Raw genomic sequence first — 19,889 nt, 5'->3', positions numbered from 1 at the left:
TTCATCCCCAAACATCGAAGGAAATAAGCATGACCCAACCGCCCGTCGAGCCCGCCATCGCCGCCTTGATCCACGACGTCGTCCATGTCGGCAGCGCTTATGACATCGAAGGCATGGAAAGGCTCTACACGCCCGACCAGATTTTCCTGGTCCTCGGCAGCGACGGCGAGGTGACCCGAATTCTTCGCGACGATTCGATCGCTGAATTCCGGTCGCGTCGCGACGCGGGCGAAGCGACGCTTTCGACCGAACATCGGGTGCTTCACGTCGAGCAGCAGGGCGATCATGCGACGGCGATCCTCTATCGCCGCATGAGCTCCGACGCTCCGCCCGCGATGTACGAGCTTCGGATGCGCAAGGATTCCGGCACCTGGATGGTCGCCGGTGAAACGGTGACGCCCTGGCCGGGCGGCATCGATGGCGCCTTCCTCCCTCCCCGGAAGGGCGCCTGACTGCGGGGCGCGCGCGGCCCCGCCCCCCCCCAGCCGCGCGCGCCCCAATTTTCAAACGACAGAAAGGAACATGCGTTGAAAAATCTTGCTCTCCCCCTCTCGCTCGGCGCGTTGATCGCCGTCGGCACGGCGGCGCCCGCGGCGGCCCAGACCTTCGAGGGCCCCTATGTCGGGGCGCAGGCGGGCTGGAGCCAGAATCGGCTCGGCTCGGTCGAGACCGACCTTGGCACCGCCACGATCGACGACAGCCGCGATGCGGCGACCGCCGGCATCTTCTTCGGCTATAATCTCCAGCCAACCGCCAAGGTCGTGCTTTCGGCCGAAGGAGCGGTCAATTTCGGGTTCGACGACGACCTGTCGCGTGCGCAAAAGGACGCATCGGCCGCGATCAATCCCGAATATGGTTTCGACCTGGGCGTCCGCGCCGGTTACCTCGTGACCGACAAGACGCTCGTCTATGCGCGCGGCGGTTATGAGAATATCCGCACCAGGGTGCAGATCCTCGATCTCGAAGGTCCGCGCCGCGGCAAGGACAATCTCGACGGTTGGTCGGTTGGCGGCGGCATCGAACGGGCTGTCACCGACCATATCTCGGCGCGCGTCGAATATCGCTACAGCGACCTTGGCAGCGGCGGCACCAAATGGGATCGGCATCAAGTCCTGGCGGGCGTCGCCTGGAATTTTTGAGGATCGCTCATCCTATCCGAAAACTGAATGTGGCAGGCAAGGCAAGGCAAGGCAGGAATGTCTTGCCTTGCCAAACGCGGACAAATATACTCTGCGTTATGGCGCACATGACCGTAAGCGTGGAATATGGGCTGCATTGCCTGCTGGGCCTGATCGATGCGGGCGATGCGCCGCGCAGCGCCCGCGATCTGGCTCTCTTCCAGGGAATTTCGTCGAGCTTCGCGGCCAAGATTTTTGCCAAGCTGGAAAAGGCGGGGATCGTGACGGCAGCGGAAGGCGTGCGCGGCGGGTATCGGCTCGCGCGGCCGGCCCATGCGATCAGCGTGCTCGAACTGGTCGATGCGATCGAGGGGCGCAAACCCTTGTTCGACTGTCAAGACATACGCGGGCGTTGCGCTCTGTTCGAGGACGGCGCGCCCGAGTGGGCGACGCGCGGCGTGTGCTCGATCCATGCGGTCATGCTCAAGGCCGAAAAGGCAATGCGCGACACGCTGGCGAGCGAGACGCTGGCCGACATTGGCGGCCGGCTCGAGCGCAAGGCCCCCGCCGAGTTCGGCGGCGACACCAAAGCCTGGTTCGACGCGCGACTCGCAAGACGGCGGTCGCGCCCGTCGCAAGCAGAGGATAGGCAAAGATGATCCGACCGGCATGCGAGGAACAGCCGCCGCTCGTGCTGGTCGTCGACGACGATGAGGACGTTCGCACCGCAATCAGCGAGCTGATGTTATCGGTAGGGATAGAGGCCGAATGCTGCGCCTCGACCCGCGACCTCATCGAATCGCCGCTTCTCGATCGCGCGGGCTGTCTCGTCCTCGACGTACGAATGCCGGGCGCGAGCGGGCTCGACCTCCAGCAGCATCTGGCCTCTGCGGGTATTTCCAAACCCATCGTCTTCCTGACCGGGCACGGCGACATCCCCATGTCGGTGCAGGCGATGAAAGCCGGCGCGGTCGATTTTCTGACCAAGCCGGTCCGCGATCAGACCTTGCTCGATGCCGTAACCGCGGGGATCGAACGCGACATTGCCGAGCGTGCCAATGCGCAAATCGTCCATGAACAGGTCGAACGCTATGCGACGCTGACGCCGCGGGAAAGTCAGGTCATGCGCGAAGTCGCACTGGGGCGGCTGAACAAGCAGATCGCTTACGACCTAGGTATAACCGAGATCACTGTGAAGCTGCACCGCAGCAATGTGATGCGTAAAATGCAGGCCGCTTCGGTTGGCGAACTGATCCGCGCGTGGGAAAAATTGCCGGCGGAGGTGCGCGAACCGGCCCCGGCCTAGACTTTGGTATGGTTATAATGGCTTACAAGCTGCGCGACATTGACCCCATCGGCCAGCGAGGCCGCGTGAAAGAGGATGCCGCCGCTTGTCCCATATGCCGACCGTCGCGATCGTGGACGATGACGAGGCCGTTCGCGAAGCCCTGGGCGACCTTCTGATGGTCTCGGGGCTCGCCTGCGAATGTTTCGAGGGCGCTGCCGAGTTTCTTGCGGCGCGCCGCGTCCGCCAATTCGATTGCCTTGTGACCGACATTCGCATGCCGGGCATGTCAGGCATCGATTTGATCGAACGATTGCGCGACGAGCGCGCGGGATTGCCGGTGATCGTCCTATCGTCGGTGCTCGACGAAGCGACGCGTTCCCATGCCCTCGCGATCGGTGCGCGCGCGTGGCTCACCAAGCCCGTCACCGACGAGCATCTGCTGGGAGCGCTCGCGCAGGCAATCGCGAGTTCAGGTTCGAGCTCAAAGCGGTGACGGCGACCCTCCTCGACCCGCTTGAGAGCGATGTGGAGGGCATCGCGGAACTCGCATCGGAGAGCATCGTCATCCTCGATCCCGCCGGGATCATACGCTATTGGAACCCGGCCGCCGAGCGCCTGTTCGGCTGGCCCGCACTCGCCGTTTGCGGGACCGATGGCGCCCAGCTGTCGCCCGCGCCAGGCGACGAGGCGAACGCCTGGTCGCAATTGCTTCAGGAAGGCGCGTGGGAGGGACGTGTTCGGCGCCGCACGCGCGACGGCGACGTGCGGGTCGCAAGGGTCCGGCGGCATCTGCGCTATGACGGCGCCGGAACGCTGCGCGACGTCGTCGAATATGCCCGCGCAGAGCCCGAGGCACCAGGCTGGGCGGGAGCGCACGACCGAGTCCCGGATCGGTCGATGGCGGCGAGTTGGGAAATCGACGTCGCGCCCGCCGCCGACATCCTCGCTCGTCTCGCACCCCGCGCGCCCGGCGCCGACACGTCCGAGCGCGACGAACTTCTCCACGGGCTCGTCAATGCCGCGCGGATCGTCGAGGTCAACGATCGGACCGCGAGGCTGGTTGGCGGCAATCGCGGGCGGGCCCTGATGGCCGGGCAGTCGGTCGCGGCTTTCTGGCCTCTCGAAAGTCGGACGATCCTTGCGAATCTCATCCTCGAGGCACGCGCCGACCGCGAAGGCCGCAGCGTCCAGCGCCGCCTCGCCTCCGATGGCATCCTGCGCGATCCCCTCGTTACCGTATGGCGCGCGGGCGACGATCGACCGGACCGGTTGTTCGTTGCCGTCGACGGCGCAGCCGACGACGATCGATCCTACCTCTATCTGCGCGCGAGCGAGGCGCGCTACCGCAAGCTCATTCACTATATGCCGGTCGCGCTCTGGCAGGTCGATGCGAGCCACATGGGCAAGATATACGCCCAGCTGCGCTCGCGCGGTGTCACTGACTTTGCAGGACATCTCGACGATCACCCTGAACTCGTCGAATTCGCAGCGGCGAGCGTTCCGGTCACCGACGTCAATCGATGCGCGATCGAACTCGTCGGCGGCGCCAGCGTACAGGACTTAATCCGGCCTGTCGGATATCTGTTCGCCGAAAGCCCGGACTCGCTGCGCCGCGTCATGATCGGGCGATTCAGCGGGCGCAAGAATTACAGCGAATATATGAAGATACGCGCGCTTGACGGCCGCCTGCTCGACGTCCGCTTTTCGGTCACCTATCCCGAGCCGCTGCTCGAACTCGACACGACAATTTTCAGCCTCGAAGATGTGACGGAACGCCTCCGCATCGAGACCGAGCTCCGACAGCTGCAGGCTGATTTTAGCCACGCCGCGCGCATCTCGACCCTCGGCGAGCTGACCAGTTCGATCGCCCATGAAGTCAATCAACCGCTGGCGGCAATCATGACGAATGCCGAGACGAGCCTTCGCTGGCTGGCGCGCGACGAACCCGACATCGGCAAGGTCGCGCAGCTGACAACGCGGATCGCGACGAGCGCGCGCCGCGCCGACGATATCGTGCGCCGCATTCGCAGCATGGCCGTCAAGCAGGCACCCGAACCGGTACCGATCGCGCTCAACGACCTCGTGCAGGAAAGCCTCCTCTTCGTCCGCCACGAGATCGAAACACGCGGCATTCGTGTGACGACATCCTATGCACGCCGCGTTCCGAAAATCGTCGGCGATCGCATCCAGCTCCAACAAGTCATCGTCAACCTGCTGATCAATGCGGCGCAGGCGGTCGAGGCATCGTGCGAGGCCGATAGGGAAATCCATATTGCAACGAGGGCGGGCTTAAAAGGCGAAGCCCTGTTTACTTTGCGCGACCGGGGACCGGGAATCGACCCAGATCATCTCGGCCATATCTTCGACGGCTTCTTCACCACGAAGCCGCAAGGGATGGGAATCGGCCTCGCGATCTGCCGATCGATCGTCGCGGCGCACGGCGGAGGAGTGTCAGCCTCCAACCATCCAGAAGGCGGCGCGGAATTTCGCGTCCGCTTGCCACCCGCGCGCCAGGCATCATGATCGAACCGGCTGGCCTGTTCGCCGGTCTGGCAATCGGCGTTGCGATGGGCGCGCTTGCGTGGCGGCGCCATGCCGAACCCCATATCCATGCGGACGAGGCGATTCATCCCGGCGACCGCCAAGCCATTGCACAGGCCGAAGCACGCGCCTTTTGCAGCGGCGTACCGCAGGTCGTCAGCTACCGCCAGCGCTCGCCAAGGCACGGATGGCGATGGCACAAATATCGTGCCGAACCTGCCTATTCCTCCAATGTCACCGTACGCCCCTTGGTTCACGACCCGCACGAAGACTGGGCGCTCGCCACCTCGCTCGGGGAAACCGGCGATGCGGTAAACGCCGCGAAGATCATCGAAGACGTCTACGGCTCTGCGTTCGCCTTCGACGCCGAGGGACGCTTCACCTATGCGACCCCCATGGCCCAGACATCGCTTGCGATGACATTGGACGATTTCAACGAGCCGCTGAGCGACGCGGCTTTCCTCGACGGCGGTGACCTTGGCTGGAAGAAGGGCGTGCATCCGGCAGACTATGACGGCGCTTCTGCCGAGCTGCGCCGCTGCATGCGCAGCGGGACACCGTTCAACTACGAATATCGCGTGCTGCGGGCAACCGGCGAATATGTTTGGCACCGCTTCGCGATCCGCCCTGCACGCGCCGACGACGGCCGCGTTACGGGTTGGTACGGCACGGGTTTCGACGTCGATGTCTTCCGCCGGACCGACGCCGCCCTGCACGAGAGCGAGCGCTCCCTGCGCGAACTGCTCGAGACTGCGCCCGCTCTTATCTGGTGCATGACGCCGTCGGGCCGGCCGATCTACTTCAGCCGCCACATGCGCGAATTCCTCGGCTTCGACGTCGCGGCGAAGGACGAACCCGATGTTCCGCGATTGCAAAGCCTGTTGGGCGCCATCATCCATCCCGACGATCTCGACCGCGTAAACGAACGTCTCGATCATTCGCTGCGCACGGGCGCGCCCTATGCGCTCACCCATCGGCAGCGCCGCTTCGACGGGACATTTCGCTGGGTCGAAACGCGGCTCGCCGCCATGCGCGACGAAGCCGGCGAAATTGTGCAGTGGAACGGCGTTTGTCTCGATATCGACGACCAGATCCGCGCGCAGGATGAGCTCCGGCAAGCGCAGGATAAACTCGCGAAAGCCGGCGAGGCGGCGAGCCTCGCCCAGCTCTCGGCATCGATCGCGCATGAGGTCAATCAGCCGCTCGCCGCCATCATGACCAACGCCCAGGCTTGCCAGCGGTGGCTGGCCGGCGACGAACCGAACATCGCCCGCGCGCGGGGCATCGTTGACCGGATCGTGCGAAGCGCCGAATCCGCAGCCGACATCGTCAGCCATATTCGTGCCCTTTTCCAAAAGAGCGCCGGTCCGCGCCGATCCACCGACCTCGGCGCGCTGGTCGGCGAAGTGCGAGACCTTCTCGCCGAGCCCTTCGCGCAAAGTCGAACATCTCTCGACATTCGGCTCGCCCCCGGCCTTCCACCCGTCGCGATCGATGCGGTCCAGATCCAGCAGGTTTTCGTCAACATCCTGCGCAACGCGATCGAGGCAATGGCTGCGAGCCCGGAGGGCAGCCGAAAGTTACGGCTGGAAGGAGCCGTTGAGCGCGGTCGCATACGGATCGATATCGCCGACACGGGGCCAGGCCTTGCCGACCCCGATCACGCGTTGGAAGCCTTCTTCACGACCAAGGTGCACGGCATGGGAATGGGTCTCGCCATCTGCCGCTCGATCGTCGAAGCGCACGGCGGCCCACTCCGAGCCAACAACGTCGAACCCACGGGCGCGCGCTTCACCTTCACCCTTCCAATAGCGAAGGGCGGCGAGGACTAGTCGCCAACCTGCCTCGACCTTGGCATAGTCGCAGCGCATCCCCCGTATAATCGCGCTGCCGCCCGAAATCCTTATCCCAAATGGGCCGATCCCGTCCCGGGCATCCCGTATACGGCATCGGTTCGACGCGAAGGATCACAGCATGCCCATACTTCAGGATTTCATGATCGGTCGCCGGGCGCTCGTCGCCGCCGGTGGCGCGGCGACGCTTGCAGGCGGCCTGGGCTGGTCGGCTGTCAGCCTTGGCACAATCCCCCCGAAAGCTCACAAAGGAGCCGATCCCATGACTTATATCACTGCCAGTGACGGCGCGCAGATTTTCTACAAGGACTGGGGGCCGCGCGATGCGCAGCCGCTCGTCTTCCATCACGGCTGGCCGCTCACGGCCGACGAGTGGGACAACCAGCTGCTCTTCTTCCTCTCTCAGGGCTACCGCGTGATTGCCCACGACCGGCGTGGTCACGGCCGCTCGACGCAGACCGATCACGGCAACGAGATGGACACCTATGCCGCCGACGTCGCGGCGCTGGTCGCTTCGCTCGACCTCAAGGGCGCGGTACACATCGGCCATTCGACCGGCGGCGGCGAAGCTGCGCATTATGCCGCACGCGCCAAAGCCGGAACGATCGCAAAGCTGATTCTCGTCGGCGCAGTTCCGCCAGTCATGGTGAAGAAGGCCAGCAACCCCGGCGGTCTTCCCGTCGAGGTGTTCGACGGGTTCCGCAAGGCACTGGCCGAGGACCGGTCGCAATTCTACCTCGATATCGCCTCGGGCCCTTTCTATGGCTTCAACCGCGACGGCGCGAAGGTCAGCCAGGGCCTGATCCAGAACTGGTGGCGGCAAGGCATGGTCGGCAGCGCCAAGGCCCACTACGACTGCATCAAGGCGTTTTCCGAAACCGACTTCACCGAAGATCTGAAGAAGATTGCGGTCCCTACGCTGGTCATGCACGGCACCGACGATCAGGTCGTGCCGTTCGCGGACTCCGCCCCGCTCTCGGCGAAGCTGCTCGCGAAGGGGACGCTGAAGGCTTATGAAGGTTATCCGCACGGCATGGCCGCGACCCATGCCGATGTGATCAACAAGGATATGTTGGCCTTCATCCGGAGCTGATGGGAAAATCCGGGACGGATCGCGCCGTCCGTCCCGGTTCCATTGCGGCGATCCGGCTATCTGTCGGGGCGGCCTACCCACTTCCCGACTGCCGGCGCACGATATCGCGCTATCGTCTGCAACAGACATGCCGGATCATCCTCGACGATCAGCATCTCGCGGTGAATAGGCTTCAGAAAGCCCTGTCCGACGACATGATCGAGGAAGGTGAGCAGCCCGTCGTAAAAGCCAAGGCCGTTGAGCAGGGCGCACGGCTTCGCATGGGTCCCAAGCTGCGCCCAGGTCCAGACCTCGAACAGTTCCTCGAGCGTGCCTATCCCGCCCGGCAGCGCGATAAAGCCATCCGACAGATCCGCCATCAGCGCCTTGCGCTCATGCATCGAGCTTACAATGCGCAGCTCGGTCAACCCGCGATGCGCGACCTCCTTTTCGACCAGCGCCTGCGGGATGACGCCAATGACCTGGCCACCGCCCGCCAGCACGGCATCGGCGACGGCGCCCATCAGGCCGACAGCCGCGCCGCCATAGACCAGGGCGATGCCGCTCCGTGCCAGCTGCTCGCCAAGGCGCCGCGCAGCGCATTCATAGGCCGGCGAGATTCCGGTGCTCGACCCGGAAAAAACGCAAAGCCGGCGCGGCGACTCCTGCTTGAGCGCGGGGCTCATCAGCAATATCCGGGCTGACGGATATCGAGCAACCGGGCGCTTTCGTGCCACAGCGCTTCGGCTGTGTCGGGGTCGACGGCGAAAGGACGCACACCAGGCCCGCCGAGTTCGCCGTCCGCCTCGATGAAAGCAATGTCGCAGTCTTCACAATAAACCCCGCCGAAACTCGCCAGAGCGGGCGACGTGGCGCACCAGATCGTCGTGGCGGCGCCTTGCTGCGGACTCTTGAGGTCGCGCCGCGGATCGACAACGGCCGTGCCGTCCGGATGCACCGCGCCAAACTGCTCAATCTCCTCCCGGCTCAAGTGACGCGCAAGCGGTCCCAGTATCGAACCGGGATGGACGGAAAAGGCGCGAATGCCGTGCTCCGCGCCGCGCGCGTCGAGCGCGACGGCGAAGAGGGCGTTTGCCGTCTTGGCCTGGCCGTACGCCAACCATTTGTCGTAGGCGCGGCGCCGGAAATCGAGATCTGACAGGTCGAGTCCGCCAAGTTGGTGCGCGCGCGACGACAGGACGACCACGCGCGCGCCGCCGGCTGCACCGCGAAGCCGCGGCCAGAGCGCGGCGGTCAGACGAAAATGACCGAGATGATTAGTCGCGAACTGACCTTCCCGCCCCGCGGGGTCGCGAAACAGCGGGGTCGCCATGACTCCGGCGCTCAGGATCAGGAGATCGAGCGCGCGACCGCTCTCCTCAAAGCCGGACGCGAAGGCTGTGATCGACAATGGGTCGAGAAGGTCCATCGCGGCGACTTCGACGTTTGGCATATCGTGGAAAACTTGCCGGGCCGCGCTCGCATTGCGTGCCGGCACGACAACATGAGCGCCTTTCAAAGCGAGTATCTTGACCGTCTCAAAGCCCAGATTCGATGCGCCGCCCGTGACGATCGCGGACTTCCCTGTAAGATCGACGCCATCGGCGACATCAGCGGCGGTCGTGAACGGGCCGAAGGGCGTATCAAGCGGCAATTGCACAGCAGTCATGGAGAGTTCCTGTTCGATAGGGGACGACGGGCCGCAATTGCGCCCGCGGGAAAAATGTCGGTCGAGAATGAGTGAGGCGCACGACCATCGCGGAGCCCGGCAAAGCGCCCCTCAGAAATCGACCGTGCGCGCCTCGAAGGCATTCTGGAATGCTGCCGCGCGCTCTGCCGCGGGCGGATATATCCAAACGCGATTGACCTCCATCTTGACCTTTTTCGCCTCGGGTCCGGTGATCTCGACGGTCCGGGGTGACCAACCGCGGGTGAAGATCGCGGCATCGGGACCGAGATCAAGGCACACGACATAGGATGGTTGGTCATATGGCAGGGTTGGCTCGCCAAGCAGGTCGGCGGCGGCATTATGCCCGGCAAAGGCGCCGAGGCGGCGCGCGTGCTGACATGACATCAGCGAAAAATTACCCTTATCGTCGGTGGCCGCCTTCGCGGTATCGCCGGTTGCGAAAATATGCGGCGCTCCAGGGACCCGCAAATCGGGATCGACGAGGACGCGGCCGAGCGTGTCGCGCTCTCCGGGCAATTGTGCGGTCAGGGGCGAAGCACGCATGCCTGCCGACCAGATCACCGTGTCGGTTTCGATCCGCGCGCCATCGTCGAGCGCGACACCGCCTTCGTCGAGGCCGGAAACGCCGGATCCGACGATCGTCTCGATACCGAGCTCGCGCAGCCGTGCCTCGATATAAGGACGAGGCTCGTCACCCATGTCGCCGGCGACACACGGCCCATGCTCGACGATCACCACGCGCACCGGCGTATCCTGCCCCAGGATTTCGCGCAGCCGGTCGGGCATTTCGGTCGCCACCTCGATCCCCGTGAAGCCGCCGCCGACCACCACCACAGTATCACGCGCGGGCGATGCTGGTCGATCGGCGAGTGCTTGCAGATGTTTATCGAGTGCGACCGCGGCCGCCCGATCGTTCACACTATGGCCGAAATCGGCAAGGCCAGGTATCGGCGGCTGAAATCCGTGGCTTCCCGCGGCGACGACCAGACGATCATAGGGCAGCATTTCGGCCGCGCCGTCCACGCCCTTCAGACTGATAACGCCCTTCCCTGCATCGATCGTGTCGACCCATCCGGCACGGAAATCGATATCGGTCGCGGCGAACAGCTCGCCGAGGGGCGCCGTCATCGACGCGGGATCGCGTTCATAGAGGCGCGGCCTGACGATCAGCGCGGGTTCGGGCGCGACGACGGTAATGGTCAAATCCGCTGGCGAGACGCCCTTCTCATTACGCAGCCGCGCCGCCGAAAGGGCGGCCAGCAGTCCGGCGAAACCGGCTCCGATAATGACGATTTTCTGTGACACGGGACTCTCCTTGCTGAATGGGGCCTCCTCCAACCCGCTGAAGCGGGCGCCGGGAAGATCGACCCGAGCATCGCGGACCGCCCGGGCCCCGCCTATCGTGCAAGGGGCTAGCGGCTGCAGGCCGATGGCGAGGCGGACCTATTCCTTAGGACAGGGCGAGGTGACGGAATGTCGCACCCATCAAGTTGGCAGGCTGGCGACACCGACCTTCAGAATCGATACAGAAGGTTCAGCAAGCTGGCCGCGACAAAATCGCGCTCAAGAGGAGACAGGCGCATTGTAAGGGCCACCAGCGTGACCACGGTTTCGAATATTTGGAACGGTGCGTTGCGAAGAAAAGCACCTTGCAGCAAAGGCGCCCTTCGAACCCCATTGCCCGAGAGCACCGCAAATACCGCGAAGGCGATAACGCTGGCGCATAGCGCAAGCGGCAAATTTACCGAAGCCCATAGGCAACATCCGAATGCGAACAGCTGAGAAAGTCGGGCGCTCGGTTGCGCCGACAGGAAGATATTTCTCCGAAGGCTGTTCCAGAGAATGCGTGAAAGGATTGGGGGGTCGCCTCGCATGATTTCTGCCTCGATGATGCGATGGCAGATTGCGTTCAGGAATGATTTACGACCATTCTACTCAATGGCCTAATGACCCTGTGCGAAAATATGGGGTCAACGCTTGTCTTGGCAAGCAGCGCCCGCAGCACGGGGATCAATGGCCGATAGCGGTCAGGCGGCTATCAAGCCCGAACCCAAGAAAGCCGACATTCCGCAGAGACCGGCGCGAATAATCCTTGGATGCGGTTCGGGTTTAGACCCAAGGAAACAAAGGGCGGGCTCACTTCCCCGCGCCCGCCCTTCCCTTTTTAGCTCAGAATTCGCCGGCGACCCCAATTCGCGCGGCCGTATTGTGACGCCCAGCGTAAGAGACGCCGGCCGTGAATGCGAACGGGTTGTCGGTATTGAACCGGTGCGCGATCGACGCGCCGGCCGCCTGTTCGCCGCGGAATGTGGCAAGGTTGAACGTATAGCTCGTCCGTCCAGGCTCCGACGGCATCGTCGCCGCGACCAGCGCAACCGCGGCGGCGGTTCCGCGCTGCGCCTCGCGGCGGTCGCGGTCGGTGATCGCATAAAGGTCGCCGATCTGTGCACTGTGCGTCGCGGCAAGCGACTGGAGCGCGGGAAGCGCGGTTCCGGCCATGCTTTCCAGCGACATCAGCCGATTGTCCTGCACATTGTTCACCGTCTGAATCGCCGCAATTTGGTTGTCCTGCACCATATTCTGCGACACGGCGGCATCGGCGGTGATGTGAGCCGCCGCCGCGGCGGTCGCGACCGTCTGGACCTGACCGACGTTCGCCGCATCGGTCGCCGCGGTGCCCGCGGCGACGTTCACGATACGCCGCTGAAAGCCCGCCGAGCCGACCGACACGGTATTCGCCTCATCGGCAACCGAGCTGGAGCCGATCGCAACCGAGTCCGCCCCCAACGCTTTCGCGTTCACGCCCAGCGCGGTCGCCCCGAGGGCCGTGGTCTGACTGTTCACGCCCAAGGCGACCGAATAGCCGCCATTGGCGAAGGCCCCCGACCCCGTCGCCGTGTCACCCTCCTTGATCGCGCGCGCGCCATAGCCCGTGGCAGTCGAGAAATCGCCCCCGGCAGCCGCGCCTTGGCCGAAAGCGGTGCTTGCAAGGCCGCTGGCAAGGCTGTCGCGACCGACTGCGGTCGCATTTTGCCCGCCTGCCGCGGCGTTGGCGCCGATCGCCACCGATGCCGGCGACGCGATCGTGTCACGACCAATGGCGATGCTGCCATCGGCCAGCGCATTCGCATTGTTGCCGATGGCGATGGCCGACAAGCCAAAGGCGCTGGAGGCTTTGCCCAAGGCGACAGCGCCGTCGCCGATCGCCTGATTGTCGGCGCCGATCGCTACAGCGCCGGTCCCGGTCGCGACATTCGGATCGCCGATCGCGACGGCGCCGTTGCCGGTGGCAGTCTGTCCCTGTCCCAGCGCGACGGCGCCATTACCGCTTGCGGTGCTGCCGTCGCTTTGCAGGCTGCTATCGCCGCTGTTGCCGCTGCGCACCGCCGAGTTGGCGATCGCGGTCAGCGCCGCGGCACCCATGGCGGTATTCAATTGCCCCACATTGACAGCGTCGGACACGAGCGTCCCTGCCGCGACATTGGTGATCTGGCGCTGGAGGCCGGCGTTGCCAACCGATATGGTCGCACCGCGGTCTGCGACCGATCCCCAGCCCAGCGCAACCGACTGGTCCGCGGTCGCGCTGCTGCCCGTGCCGACGGCGGTCGAGCGCGTTTCTTCGGCAGCGGCGATGAATCCGACCGCCATCGCTTCGTTGCCCGTCGCCTTGGCCCCGCTTCCATAAGCGGTGGCGCCCGGCGCCGAAGCTTCGGCGCCAAGCCCGCACTCGAGCGTATTTTCGGGGTCGTCGGGCGTGCCGAGAACGCCATCGGCCCCCGCGTTCTGAACGCACGGGACGGTCGCCTGTGCATAGGCGTTCGGCGCGGCGCCGACGGCAGCAAGGATCGCAAGGGGCGCGGTCGCGCCAATGAGGGTGGTCATGCGTTTCATATCGATCTTTCCTTATGGATCGGCGCAATGCCGATCGGTTTCCGGGCGACCCCTCGCAGCGACCTTTGGTGGCGCCTTGTTCGCGGTCACCTCGTCGACGCCGCCGAACGCGGCGCCGCGGGTGCAGCATTTGGAAAGACGGGAATGGTCGCCCGATCCGGACAGGTCTCGTCTCCGAAAAAGCGGAAATTATCTCGCCGACCGCAAATAAATTAGGCATCTAGGGTGCGCGCCACATGGCGCGCCATGCGGGGAGATCGGCGATCAACGAGGAACCGGGTCGTGCTGGCAGCATCGACGGCGACGCCGACGCGCTCATCGCCACGCTGTATGACGAGCTCAAGATCATCGCGCGCCGGGAACATTATCGCGCGGGCGGCGGACAGACACTGCAAACGACGGCGCTGGTTTCAGAAGCCTATCTGAAACTCAGCAAGCGCAACGATTGGGAGAGCGAACGCCACTTCCTCGGCTGCGCGGCGACCGCGATCCGCCACATACTGATCGACGCCGCCCGCGCCCGCATGACGGCGAAGCGTGGCGCTCCCGACTATGCCTTTACCGAAAGCCTCGATTCGCTCGCCGCGGCGGCGCCCGAGGACGAGGATGTCGTGCGGCTGGGCGAGGCTTTGCAACGGCTCGCGCGCCTCGACCCCAATCTTGCGCAACTGATCGACTGCCGCTTCTTCGCCGGGATGACCGAGGAGGAAACCGCAAAAATCCTGGGCGTCAGCGACCGGACGGTGCGCCGCTGGTGGCTCCAGGCGCGCGCTTGGGTGCACAACGAAATGGGCGCGGGCTAGGTGCTCAAGCGCCGACGCAATGTGGCGAAGGATTTGAGGTAGGATTCGCCCGGCGCGCCGAGCGTCCTGAATATCTGTTCCGATGCGTCGGCCTCGCGCCGCGCCTCGGCCATCCGCCCCTGCTTCAGACGGATGATCGCCCGCGTCCGCGCCGCAATGCCCTGCGGCAGGCCGACCGGTCCCATCGAGGCGATCCGCGGCGCGGCTTCGGCAAGTAACGCTTCGGCCCGTCCGGTGTCGCCCGCCTCGGCCAAGGCTTCGGCAAGGCCGAGCGTGATGACGAGCGTCGGCACCGCATCGGGGCCAAGATTGTCGATCGCCATCGGCCGCGCCTCGCCAAGAACATCGCGCGCCGCGGCGAATTTCCCCAGCGCCAGTTCGGCGCGCCCCAGTTGCAGCAGATCGACCGCCAGCGCCGCAGACTTGCCGAACACCGCGCAGCGCCGGTCGGCGACGCTGCGGAACAGGCGCTCGGCCTCGGCCAGCCGGTCGAGCTTCATCAACCGCACGCCCTTCAATTGCTCGATCGCCAGCCCCTGTGCACTGCCCTGTTGCCCCGTCCGCGCCAGCGCCGCGTCGGCGGCGGCAAAGACCGCGGGCATCGCATCGAGCCGGTTCGCCTCGACCATATAGACGAGCAGGTTATTGTAGCGCGTCAGCAGTTCGCGATGATCCTCGGCATAAACGCGGTCGGCGTCAGGCAGGCTCGATTGCAACAGCCGGATCGCGGTGTCGTAATCGCCCTTGCGCCGCGCGAGCTGCGCCCGGCCGCTCATGCTTTCGAGGCGTTCCTTGCGGAAACGCGCCGGGTCGGCGGCAAAGACGGCATCGGCTGAATCGAGCAGTGGCGCCATGTCGTCGGTCCGCCCCATTGCGGCAGCGGTCGAGGCGAGGCGCAGCTTGATTTCCGCGGTCGCCACCGGATCGCCGGCGCCGATGCCGCGCGCAAGCGCTTGGCTGAGCAGCGCGTCAGCGCCGGCGGCATCCTCCAGATTGACGTAAAGATCGGCAAGCGTGGTAATCAGCGTCGCCGATTTCGCGCTCCGGTCGACCGACGCGACAAGCTGCGCCGCCGTCTGATCTAGCATCTGCTTGACCGTTGCCTCTTCGCCGACGGCGCTGCTGGCGGTGTCGCGGAACATGACGGTCAGCATGCGGTTGATCGATTCCGATCGCCGCGCTTCGGCCAATGCGACATCGCGCTCGATCGCCGTCTGACGCGCCTGCCAGGCGGCCGCACCGCCACCCGCCACGATGGCGAGCAGAGCGGCGGCTGCCGCTGCCGTCGCGACACGGTGCCGGCGCAGGTAGCGCCCGATCGTATAGCCCGCCGAACCCGAGCGCGCCGCAACGGGGCGCAGGGCGATATGGCTTCGGACATCGTCAACCAGGTCGCCGACACCGCGATAACGGTCTTGCGGTGCGCGGCGCATCGATTTGAGCACGATCGCGTCAAGATCACCCGCTACCTCGCGCCGCCCGAAGGGATAGCCGGGCGGCACGAGCGCGCTGGGCAGGGGCGGGTCTTCGTTCAGGATGCGCCGGATCACCGACGGCAGCGCCGATCCCGGCTCGCGCCACGGGCTGCGACCGGTAAGCAGTTCGAACAACAATACGCCCAGCGCATAGACGTCGGTGGCAACGGTCGGGGCGGCATTTCCGAGTTGTTCGGGTGCAGCATAATCGGGGGTCATCAGCGCGACCGTGGTTTGCGCCTCGCCCTCGCCTTCGATCTCCACAAAGCGCGCGATGCCGAAATCGAGCAGCCGCACGCGGCCGTCGCCGTCGACCAATATGTTCGACGGCTTGAGGTCGCGGTGGACGATCAGGTGGCCGTGCGCATAGGCCACCGCTTCGCAGACATCGCAGAAAAGCCGCAATCGCGTCGCAAGATCGGCGTCATGGGTCCGGCACCACGCGTCGATCGGCTCGCCGGTCACATATTCCATCGCCATATAGGGCCGCCCGTCTGGCGCGACACCGCCGTCGATCAGCCTCGCAATCCCCGGGTGCTCGAGTCCGGCGAGCAGGCGGCGTTCACGGTCGAACAACTCGCTGTGCGCAACCGATTCGGGACGGAGCAGCTTGATCGCCACTTGCTGGTCGAACATCCTGTCGCTGCGATGCGCGGCGTAGACCTCGCCCATCCCGCCGCGCCCGATCAGGCGGTCGATGGTAAAGCCGCCGATGACGGCGCCTTCGGAAAGCGAGCTGTACGCCCGGCACGGGGCGGTTTCGAACGACGACGGCGCCGCGCCGTCCAATATCCCCGAATTGCGCGACGCAGCGAGCAACGCCCGCAACTGCCCGCCAATGAAGTCGTCCTCCGCCGCCAGCCGGTGCTCCTGCGCCGTGGGGTCGAGATCGATCAATTCGACGAACAGCGCCTGGATATGGCTCCATTCGGACCGGCTCGGCTGCCGCACCATATCGCCCCTCCCCTGGCGCATCATCACGCTTCGGTACGAAGCAGCACCGCCGCGCGGCGGTCGTCAAGCACCAAGTTTGCGTGCGAGCGCGACCGCCTGCTCCTTCGAAGCCTCGCTCGCCGGCACCGTGATGATCGCGAATTTATCCTCGCCGATGAAGACATTGAGCGATTTGGTCATCCCAGCCCAAAAGGCGGCCTTGCCGAGTCCGTCGATCGTCTCGACATGACCACCAAAACCCTTGAGCGTCTGCTCCAGGCCATTGCGGGTCAGGTTGATCGATCCCTCGCTATTGTCGCCGATCGGCGACCAGCGCAGCATCAAGGTAGCCGATCCGCCATCGGCAAGCTGATAGCTGCATTCGGAGGTGACCGCGGTCGCGCCATCGCTTTGGCTGACATTGCCGAGGCGGGTTTCGGTGACCGCCTGTCCGAGGATCGCCGACATCGCCGCCTTGTCGACCACGGCGCAGGCGTCGGCGGCATTCCAGTCGCGCGGCGGTGCCGTCCCGCTCTTCGCTGCGACCGACGAAGCCTTACCCGCGCCGTCGCCCTTGTCCGCCGCTTCGCCGCCACATCCTGCAAGCGTCAGCGACGCCGCGACAGCAACCAGCATGATCGATCTGCTCATCCCCAAAATCCTTTCGTTCACAAATGACGTCAGCGGCACGCGCCGGGGCGGTTCGCCCGCCGGTCCGCGCTCATATAGGTGGCATAGCCAAGGCGGTCGGACTCGGTGAGGCCGCGCGCGAAGCCGATCAGCTTGCCGCCATCAGGCGTCAGCCCGACATAACCGCGCAGTCGTCGCGGCGCGCCGTCGGGGCCCGTCTCCACCATGTCGAGCGTCAACACCCGGCCGTCGATCCGGCCCGTGATCCGCCCCGCCTGATATTCGTAACAGCCGGTTACGGTATCGCCGCTCTGCGTCAGGTTGAGCGTGCCCCAGCCGCTCCATCCTTCATAGCGTCCGGTGACATCGGGCAATGTTGCCGTTGCGGTGAGCGGACGGCCATAGCCGTGAAAGCCGGTGAAGCCGGTATAATCGTCCCCATAATTGCTCGCGATCGTCAGCCGCACCCAACGCCCGACCGGGCGATGCTCAGGGTCGAAGCCGAAGCTTTGACCATCCTTCTTCATCTTCAGATCAGCCGCCAAGATCGGCACGAAACCACTGCGCGCCGACGTGTCGGACAGTTCGACGCGGATCGCGCGCGGTGACTTTTCGTCGCGATTGAGGAAGGCGGTGTCAAAGGCGACGCGCGACAATTCGGTTCGCTCCGCCAGTTCGAGCACGAACACGGCGGGCCGCCCCGCTTCGCCCGTCCAGTCGGTCGTCGCCGATCCGTCGATCAGGTTGAACGGGCTGCTGTCCATCGCCGTAAATTCGGCGTCGTCCGGAACCTGCACCAACCGCGCCCCTTGCGAAAAGGCGAACAAGTCGGTCGCGGGACCGGTTTGCGCCGCCGCCGGTGCGGCGAGCGCGAGCGCGACAATCATCGTTCCGAGATATTTCATTTCTTCTGCTTCCTTTTCTTTGCGGTTTCGACGACCGCGCGCAGCAGCGGCGAAACGCCGCCGGCGACGGGCGCCTCGATGCCCACGGCGCCGGTCAGCGGGTCGACCCGGTCGCCGATCCGGCGCAGGCCTTCCTCCGCATCGACCGCTTCCGCGTCGCGTTTCTCACCCAGCAAATCACGCCCCGCCGCAGCCGCGCCCAGATCGCCGAAGCGCCGCCGCGCCGCCGCCCGGCCAACCGGGTCGCTACCCGCCGACCAGCCTTCTTCTTCGGGCCGATCGGGGGCGCCGGCCTTGGCCGCGCCATCCGAATTGCCTTCGGGAGGCGCGTCCCGGTTGCTCCGATCCGACCCGCCATTGTCGTTGGCATTGCTGTCGTTGCGCGCCGAACGATCGTCGCCATCGGCTCCCGACTTGTCCTTCTGGCTGTTCGGGGCTTCGCGTCCCGAGTTGTTTGCGGGCGTCTCATTCTGGTTTCGATCGACCGACCTGTCCGATCCCGAGCCCGCCGAATTGCCCTGCGCGGGCAGGTTTCTTGCCGATCCGCCGGCGCTGTCGCGGCCGCCGCCTGAGTTTCCGTTTTCGGCGGGACCGCCGTTCGAGCGCCGGTTGCCGTTGCCATTGCTATTGTCGGACCGACCGCCGTTTGCACCGCCGAAGGAGTTCAGCGCGCCCTCGATCCCGGTGCTGCCGGAATTGGTGCCGCCCTGCGCCGAGTTACCGCCGCTGCCGCCGTTGCTGTTCCCGCCCAGCCCGGCCACCGAATTGAGCAGGCCGGCGCTGGACCCCAAATTGCCTTCGCCGGCAGAATTGAGGCCGACACCGCCAGCCGATCCGCCATTGCCGTTATCGGGTAAGGCGGCGGCACGACCATAGCCGCGTTCGACATCGGAGACCCGGACACCCTCATTGACGTCGCCGCTTAGTCCGGACGGCACTGCCCCGTTCGCACCACCGCTCTTTTTGCCCGTGGCGAACGAGTCCCGACCAGCAGCATTGTCCGAAGATGCAGCCCCTTCGACGGTGTCCGGATCCAAGACGGTCTTCGGCAGCGTATCAAACTGTCCACGGCGGGAATTGCCGGGATTGCCGATGATGGTCACGGGCTGTGCCGGCACGACCGGCACCGCAATGGAACTGCGCTGCTTGCCGGGCGGCGGTTCAGCGGGCCGCTGCTGCGCATCTCGTTGTTCAGGCGGTTGCTCGGTCGCGGCAAATTGGGCCAGGCAATCCGGCGCCAATCCAACTGTGGCACATACGGCCAATGCTACCCGGCCACCCGTCCCGATCCACTTCGTCATCGATTTTCTCCCGTCTGCCCTCGTGCCACGGCGCAAGTCGTCGGGCAGGCATTCTTCCCGAACCTTTCGCTAGACGAGAGAGGCTGGTGAAAGCGGACAGCACCGTGCGGGATTGTCCGATTTTTTTGGCGCCGAAGGCAGCAGCTCCGTTTCCGAGTTCCGCGCAGCCCGTTCCGAAACGATTGCCAATCGAAGCCGATCAAGAATCTGCAGTCTGCTTTCAGATCGCGACCGGCGCCTGTTCGAGCCTCCGATTTCAGGCGCGTTGCATACCGGCCGCTAGTTTGCTCGACTTGGCCGTTGCACGAACCGCTCCGCGGATTGGTGCTAGCCTCGATGTAAAGCGGCCCGGCGAGCGCCGCACCTGATTGAACGTGGGCTGCCGCAGG

General features: G+C 65.2%; 18 protein-coding genes. 9 read left to right on the top strand and 9 right to left on the bottom strand.

What is annotated here, in order from left to right:
- Positions 1-29 precede the first annotated feature (29 nt).
- The 8 genes from FHR21_RS19500 (at position 30) to FHR21_RS19465 (ending at position 7,893) form a co-directional block, all read left to right on the top strand.
- Positions 30-452 carry a hypothetical protein gene (locus FHR21_RS19500; RefSeq protein ID WP_184101394.1) on the top strand — a complete coding sequence of 141 codons (423 nt, stop codon included), beginning with the start codon at positions 30-32 and terminating at the stop codon, positions 450-452.
- A 75-nt stretch (positions 453-527) separates the two neighbouring features.
- Positions 528-1,139 (top strand): outer membrane protein, encoded by a 612-nt coding sequence (locus FHR21_RS19495; protein ID WP_184101392.1) that lies wholly within the window; start codon positions 528-530, stop codon positions 1,137-1,139.
- A 98-nt stretch (positions 1,140-1,237) separates the two neighbouring features.
- Complete coding sequence (locus FHR21_RS19490) at positions 1,238-1,777, top strand: RrF2 family transcriptional regulator (RefSeq protein WP_054731582.1); 540 nt, start codon at positions 1,238-1,240, stop codon at positions 1,775-1,777.
- Positions 1,774-2,424, top strand: a complete 651-nt coding sequence (locus tag FHR21_RS19485) for a response regulator transcription factor (RefSeq protein ID WP_054731583.1) — start codon at positions 1,774-1,776, stop codon at positions 2,422-2,424. Before FHR21_RS19490 ends, FHR21_RS19485 begins: the two co-directional genes overlap by 4 nt.
- Before the next feature lie 94 nt (positions 2,425-2,518).
- Positions 2,519-2,899: a response regulator transcription factor gene (locus FHR21_RS19480; protein ID WP_184101390.1), complete on the top strand. Its 381-nt coding sequence runs from the start codon at positions 2,519-2,521 to the stop codon at positions 2,897-2,899.
- On the top strand, positions 2,896-4,929 hold the full coding sequence (locus FHR21_RS21250; RefSeq protein WP_184101388.1) for an ATP-binding protein: 2,034 nt from the start codon (positions 2,896-2,898) through the stop codon (positions 4,927-4,929). Before FHR21_RS19480 ends, FHR21_RS21250 begins: the two co-directional genes overlap by 4 nt.
- 44 nt (positions 4,930-4,973) lie before the next feature.
- Positions 4,974-6,779, top strand: coding sequence for a PAS domain-containing sensor histidine kinase (locus FHR21_RS19470; protein ID WP_184101387.1), 1,806 nt, complete (start codon positions 4,974-4,976; stop codon positions 6,777-6,779).
- 283 nt (positions 6,780-7,062) lie between these two features.
- Complete coding sequence (locus FHR21_RS19465; protein ID WP_184101386.1) at positions 7,063-7,893, top strand: alpha/beta fold hydrolase; 831 nt, start codon at positions 7,063-7,065, stop codon at positions 7,891-7,893.
- Positions 7,894-7,949: 56 nt separating this feature from the next.
- Here FHR21_RS19465 and FHR21_RS19460 read toward each other — a convergent pair whose 3' ends face one another.
- The 5 genes from FHR21_RS19460 to FHR21_RS19440 all read right to left on the bottom strand — a co-directional run bounded on the left by FHR21_RS19460 (position 7,950) and on the right by FHR21_RS19440 (position 13,444).
- Positions 7,950-8,558 (bottom strand): LOG family protein, encoded by a 609-nt coding sequence (locus tag FHR21_RS19460; protein WP_184101385.1) that lies wholly within the window; start codon positions 8,556-8,558, stop codon positions 7,950-7,952.
- The gene (locus FHR21_RS19455; protein WP_184101384.1) at positions 8,558-9,541 is read right to left on the bottom strand and encodes an SDR family NAD(P)-dependent oxidoreductase; all 984 of its coding nucleotides are present in this window, start codon (positions 9,539-9,541) and stop codon (positions 8,558-8,560) included. Before FHR21_RS19455 ends, FHR21_RS19460 begins: the two co-directional genes overlap by 1 nt.
- A gap of 111 nt (positions 9,542-9,652) precedes the next feature.
- Complete coding sequence (locus tag FHR21_RS19450; RefSeq protein WP_184101383.1) at positions 9,653-10,867, bottom strand: NAD(P)/FAD-dependent oxidoreductase; 1,215 nt, start codon at positions 10,865-10,867, stop codon at positions 9,653-9,655.
- 209 nt (positions 10,868-11,076) lie between these two features.
- The gene (locus tag FHR21_RS19445; protein ID WP_184101382.1) at positions 11,077-11,301 is read right to left on the bottom strand and encodes a hypothetical protein; all 225 of its coding nucleotides are present in this window, start codon (positions 11,299-11,301) and stop codon (positions 11,077-11,079) included.
- Positions 11,302-11,731: 430 nt separating this feature from the next.
- Positions 11,732-13,444 (bottom strand): YadA-like family protein, encoded by a 1,713-nt coding sequence (locus FHR21_RS19440; RefSeq protein WP_184101380.1) that lies wholly within the window; start codon positions 13,442-13,444, stop codon positions 11,732-11,734.
- Between the two features lie 245 nt (positions 13,445-13,689).
- On the opposite strand from FHR21_RS19440, the gene FHR21_RS19435 reads away from it, so the two are divergent.
- Positions 13,690-14,256, top strand: a complete 567-nt coding sequence (locus FHR21_RS19435; protein WP_184101378.1) for an ECF-type sigma factor — start codon at positions 13,690-13,692, stop codon at positions 14,254-14,256.
- Here the strand turns inward: FHR21_RS19435 and FHR21_RS19430 are convergent.
- The 4 genes from FHR21_RS19430 to FHR21_RS19415 all read right to left on the bottom strand — a co-directional run bounded on the left by FHR21_RS19430 (position 14,253) and on the right by FHR21_RS19415 (position 19,500).
- Positions 14,253-16,685, bottom strand: a complete 2,433-nt coding sequence (locus tag FHR21_RS19430; RefSeq protein ID WP_184101376.1) for a serine/threonine-protein kinase — start codon at positions 16,683-16,685, stop codon at positions 14,253-14,255. The two genes, FHR21_RS19435 and FHR21_RS19430, sit on opposite strands and share 4 nt — an antisense overlap.
- 63 nt (positions 16,686-16,748) lie before the next feature.
- Positions 16,749-17,315, bottom strand: a complete 567-nt coding sequence (locus FHR21_RS19425; RefSeq protein WP_184101373.1) for a hypothetical protein — start codon at positions 17,313-17,315, stop codon at positions 16,749-16,751.
- Between the two features lie 29 nt (positions 17,316-17,344).
- Positions 17,345-18,199 (bottom strand): hypothetical protein, encoded by an 855-nt coding sequence (locus FHR21_RS19420; protein WP_184101371.1) that lies wholly within the window; start codon positions 18,197-18,199, stop codon positions 17,345-17,347.
- Positions 18,196-19,500 carry a hypothetical protein gene (locus FHR21_RS19415; protein ID WP_184101369.1) on the bottom strand — a complete coding sequence of 435 codons (1,305 nt, stop codon included), beginning with the start codon at positions 19,498-19,500 and terminating at the stop codon, positions 18,196-18,198. Before FHR21_RS19415 ends, FHR21_RS19420 begins: the two co-directional genes overlap by 4 nt.
- Positions 19,501-19,889: the final 389 nt, after the last annotated feature.

Source organism: Sphingopyxis panaciterrulae (assembly GCF_014199295.1).
Lineage (GTDB): Bacteria > Pseudomonadota > Alphaproteobacteria > Sphingomonadales > Sphingomonadaceae > Sphingopyxis > Sphingopyxis panaciterrulae.
Note: the sequence above shows the minus strand (reverse complement) of the source record. Positions and strands in the feature narration are given on the sequence as shown.

Bases quoted from the DNA above. Each gene is read 5' to 3' on its own strand.
- FHR21_RS19480 (WP_184101390.1), top strand. From the start codon at position 2,519: ATGCCGACCGTCGCGATCGTGGACGATGACGAGGCCGTTCGCGAAGCC.
- FHR21_RS19470 (WP_184101387.1), top strand. From the start codon at position 4,974: ATGGGCGCGCTTGCGTGGCGGCGCCATGCCGAACCCCATATCCATGCG.
- FHR21_RS19420 (WP_184101371.1), bottom strand. From the start codon at position 18,199: ATGAAATATCTCGGAACGATGATTGTCGCGCTCGCGCTCGCCGCACCG.
- FHR21_RS19490 (WP_054731582.1), top strand. From the start codon at position 1,238: ATGGCGCACATGACCGTAAGCGTGGAATATGGGCTGCATTGCCTGCTG.
- FHR21_RS19465 (WP_184101386.1), top strand. From the start codon at position 7,063: ATGACTTATATCACTGCCAGTGACGGCGCGCAGATTTTCTACAAGGAC.
- FHR21_RS19435 (WP_184101378.1), top strand. From the start codon at position 13,690: ATGGCGCGCCATGCGGGGAGATCGGCGATCAACGAGGAACCGGGTCGT.
- FHR21_RS19430 (WP_184101376.1), bottom strand. From the start codon at position 16,685: ATGGTGCGGCAGCCGAGCCGGTCCGAATGGAGCCATATCCAGGCGCTG.
- FHR21_RS19500 (WP_184101394.1), top strand. From the start codon at position 30: ATGACCCAACCGCCCGTCGAGCCCGCCATCGCCGCCTTGATCCACGAC.
- FHR21_RS19415 (WP_184101369.1), bottom strand. From the start codon at position 19,500: ATGACGAAGTGGATCGGGACGGGTGGCCGGGTAGCATTGGCCGTATGT.
- FHR21_RS19440 (WP_184101380.1), bottom strand. From the start codon at position 13,444: ATGACCACCCTCATTGGCGCGACCGCGCCCCTTGCGATCCTTGCTGCC.
- FHR21_RS19455 (WP_184101384.1), bottom strand. From the start codon at position 9,541: ATGACTGCTGTGCAATTGCCGCTTGATACGCCCTTCGGCCCGTTCACG.
- FHR21_RS19460 (WP_184101385.1), bottom strand. From the start codon at position 8,558: ATGAGCCCCGCGCTCAAGCAGGAGTCGCCGCGCCGGCTTTGCGTTTTT.
- FHR21_RS19485 (WP_054731583.1), top strand. From the start codon at position 1,774: ATGATCCGACCGGCATGCGAGGAACAGCCGCCGCTCGTGCTGGTCGTC.
- FHR21_RS19425 (WP_184101373.1), bottom strand. From the start codon at position 17,315: ATGAGCAGATCGATCATGCTGGTTGCTGTCGCGGCGTCGCTGACGCTT.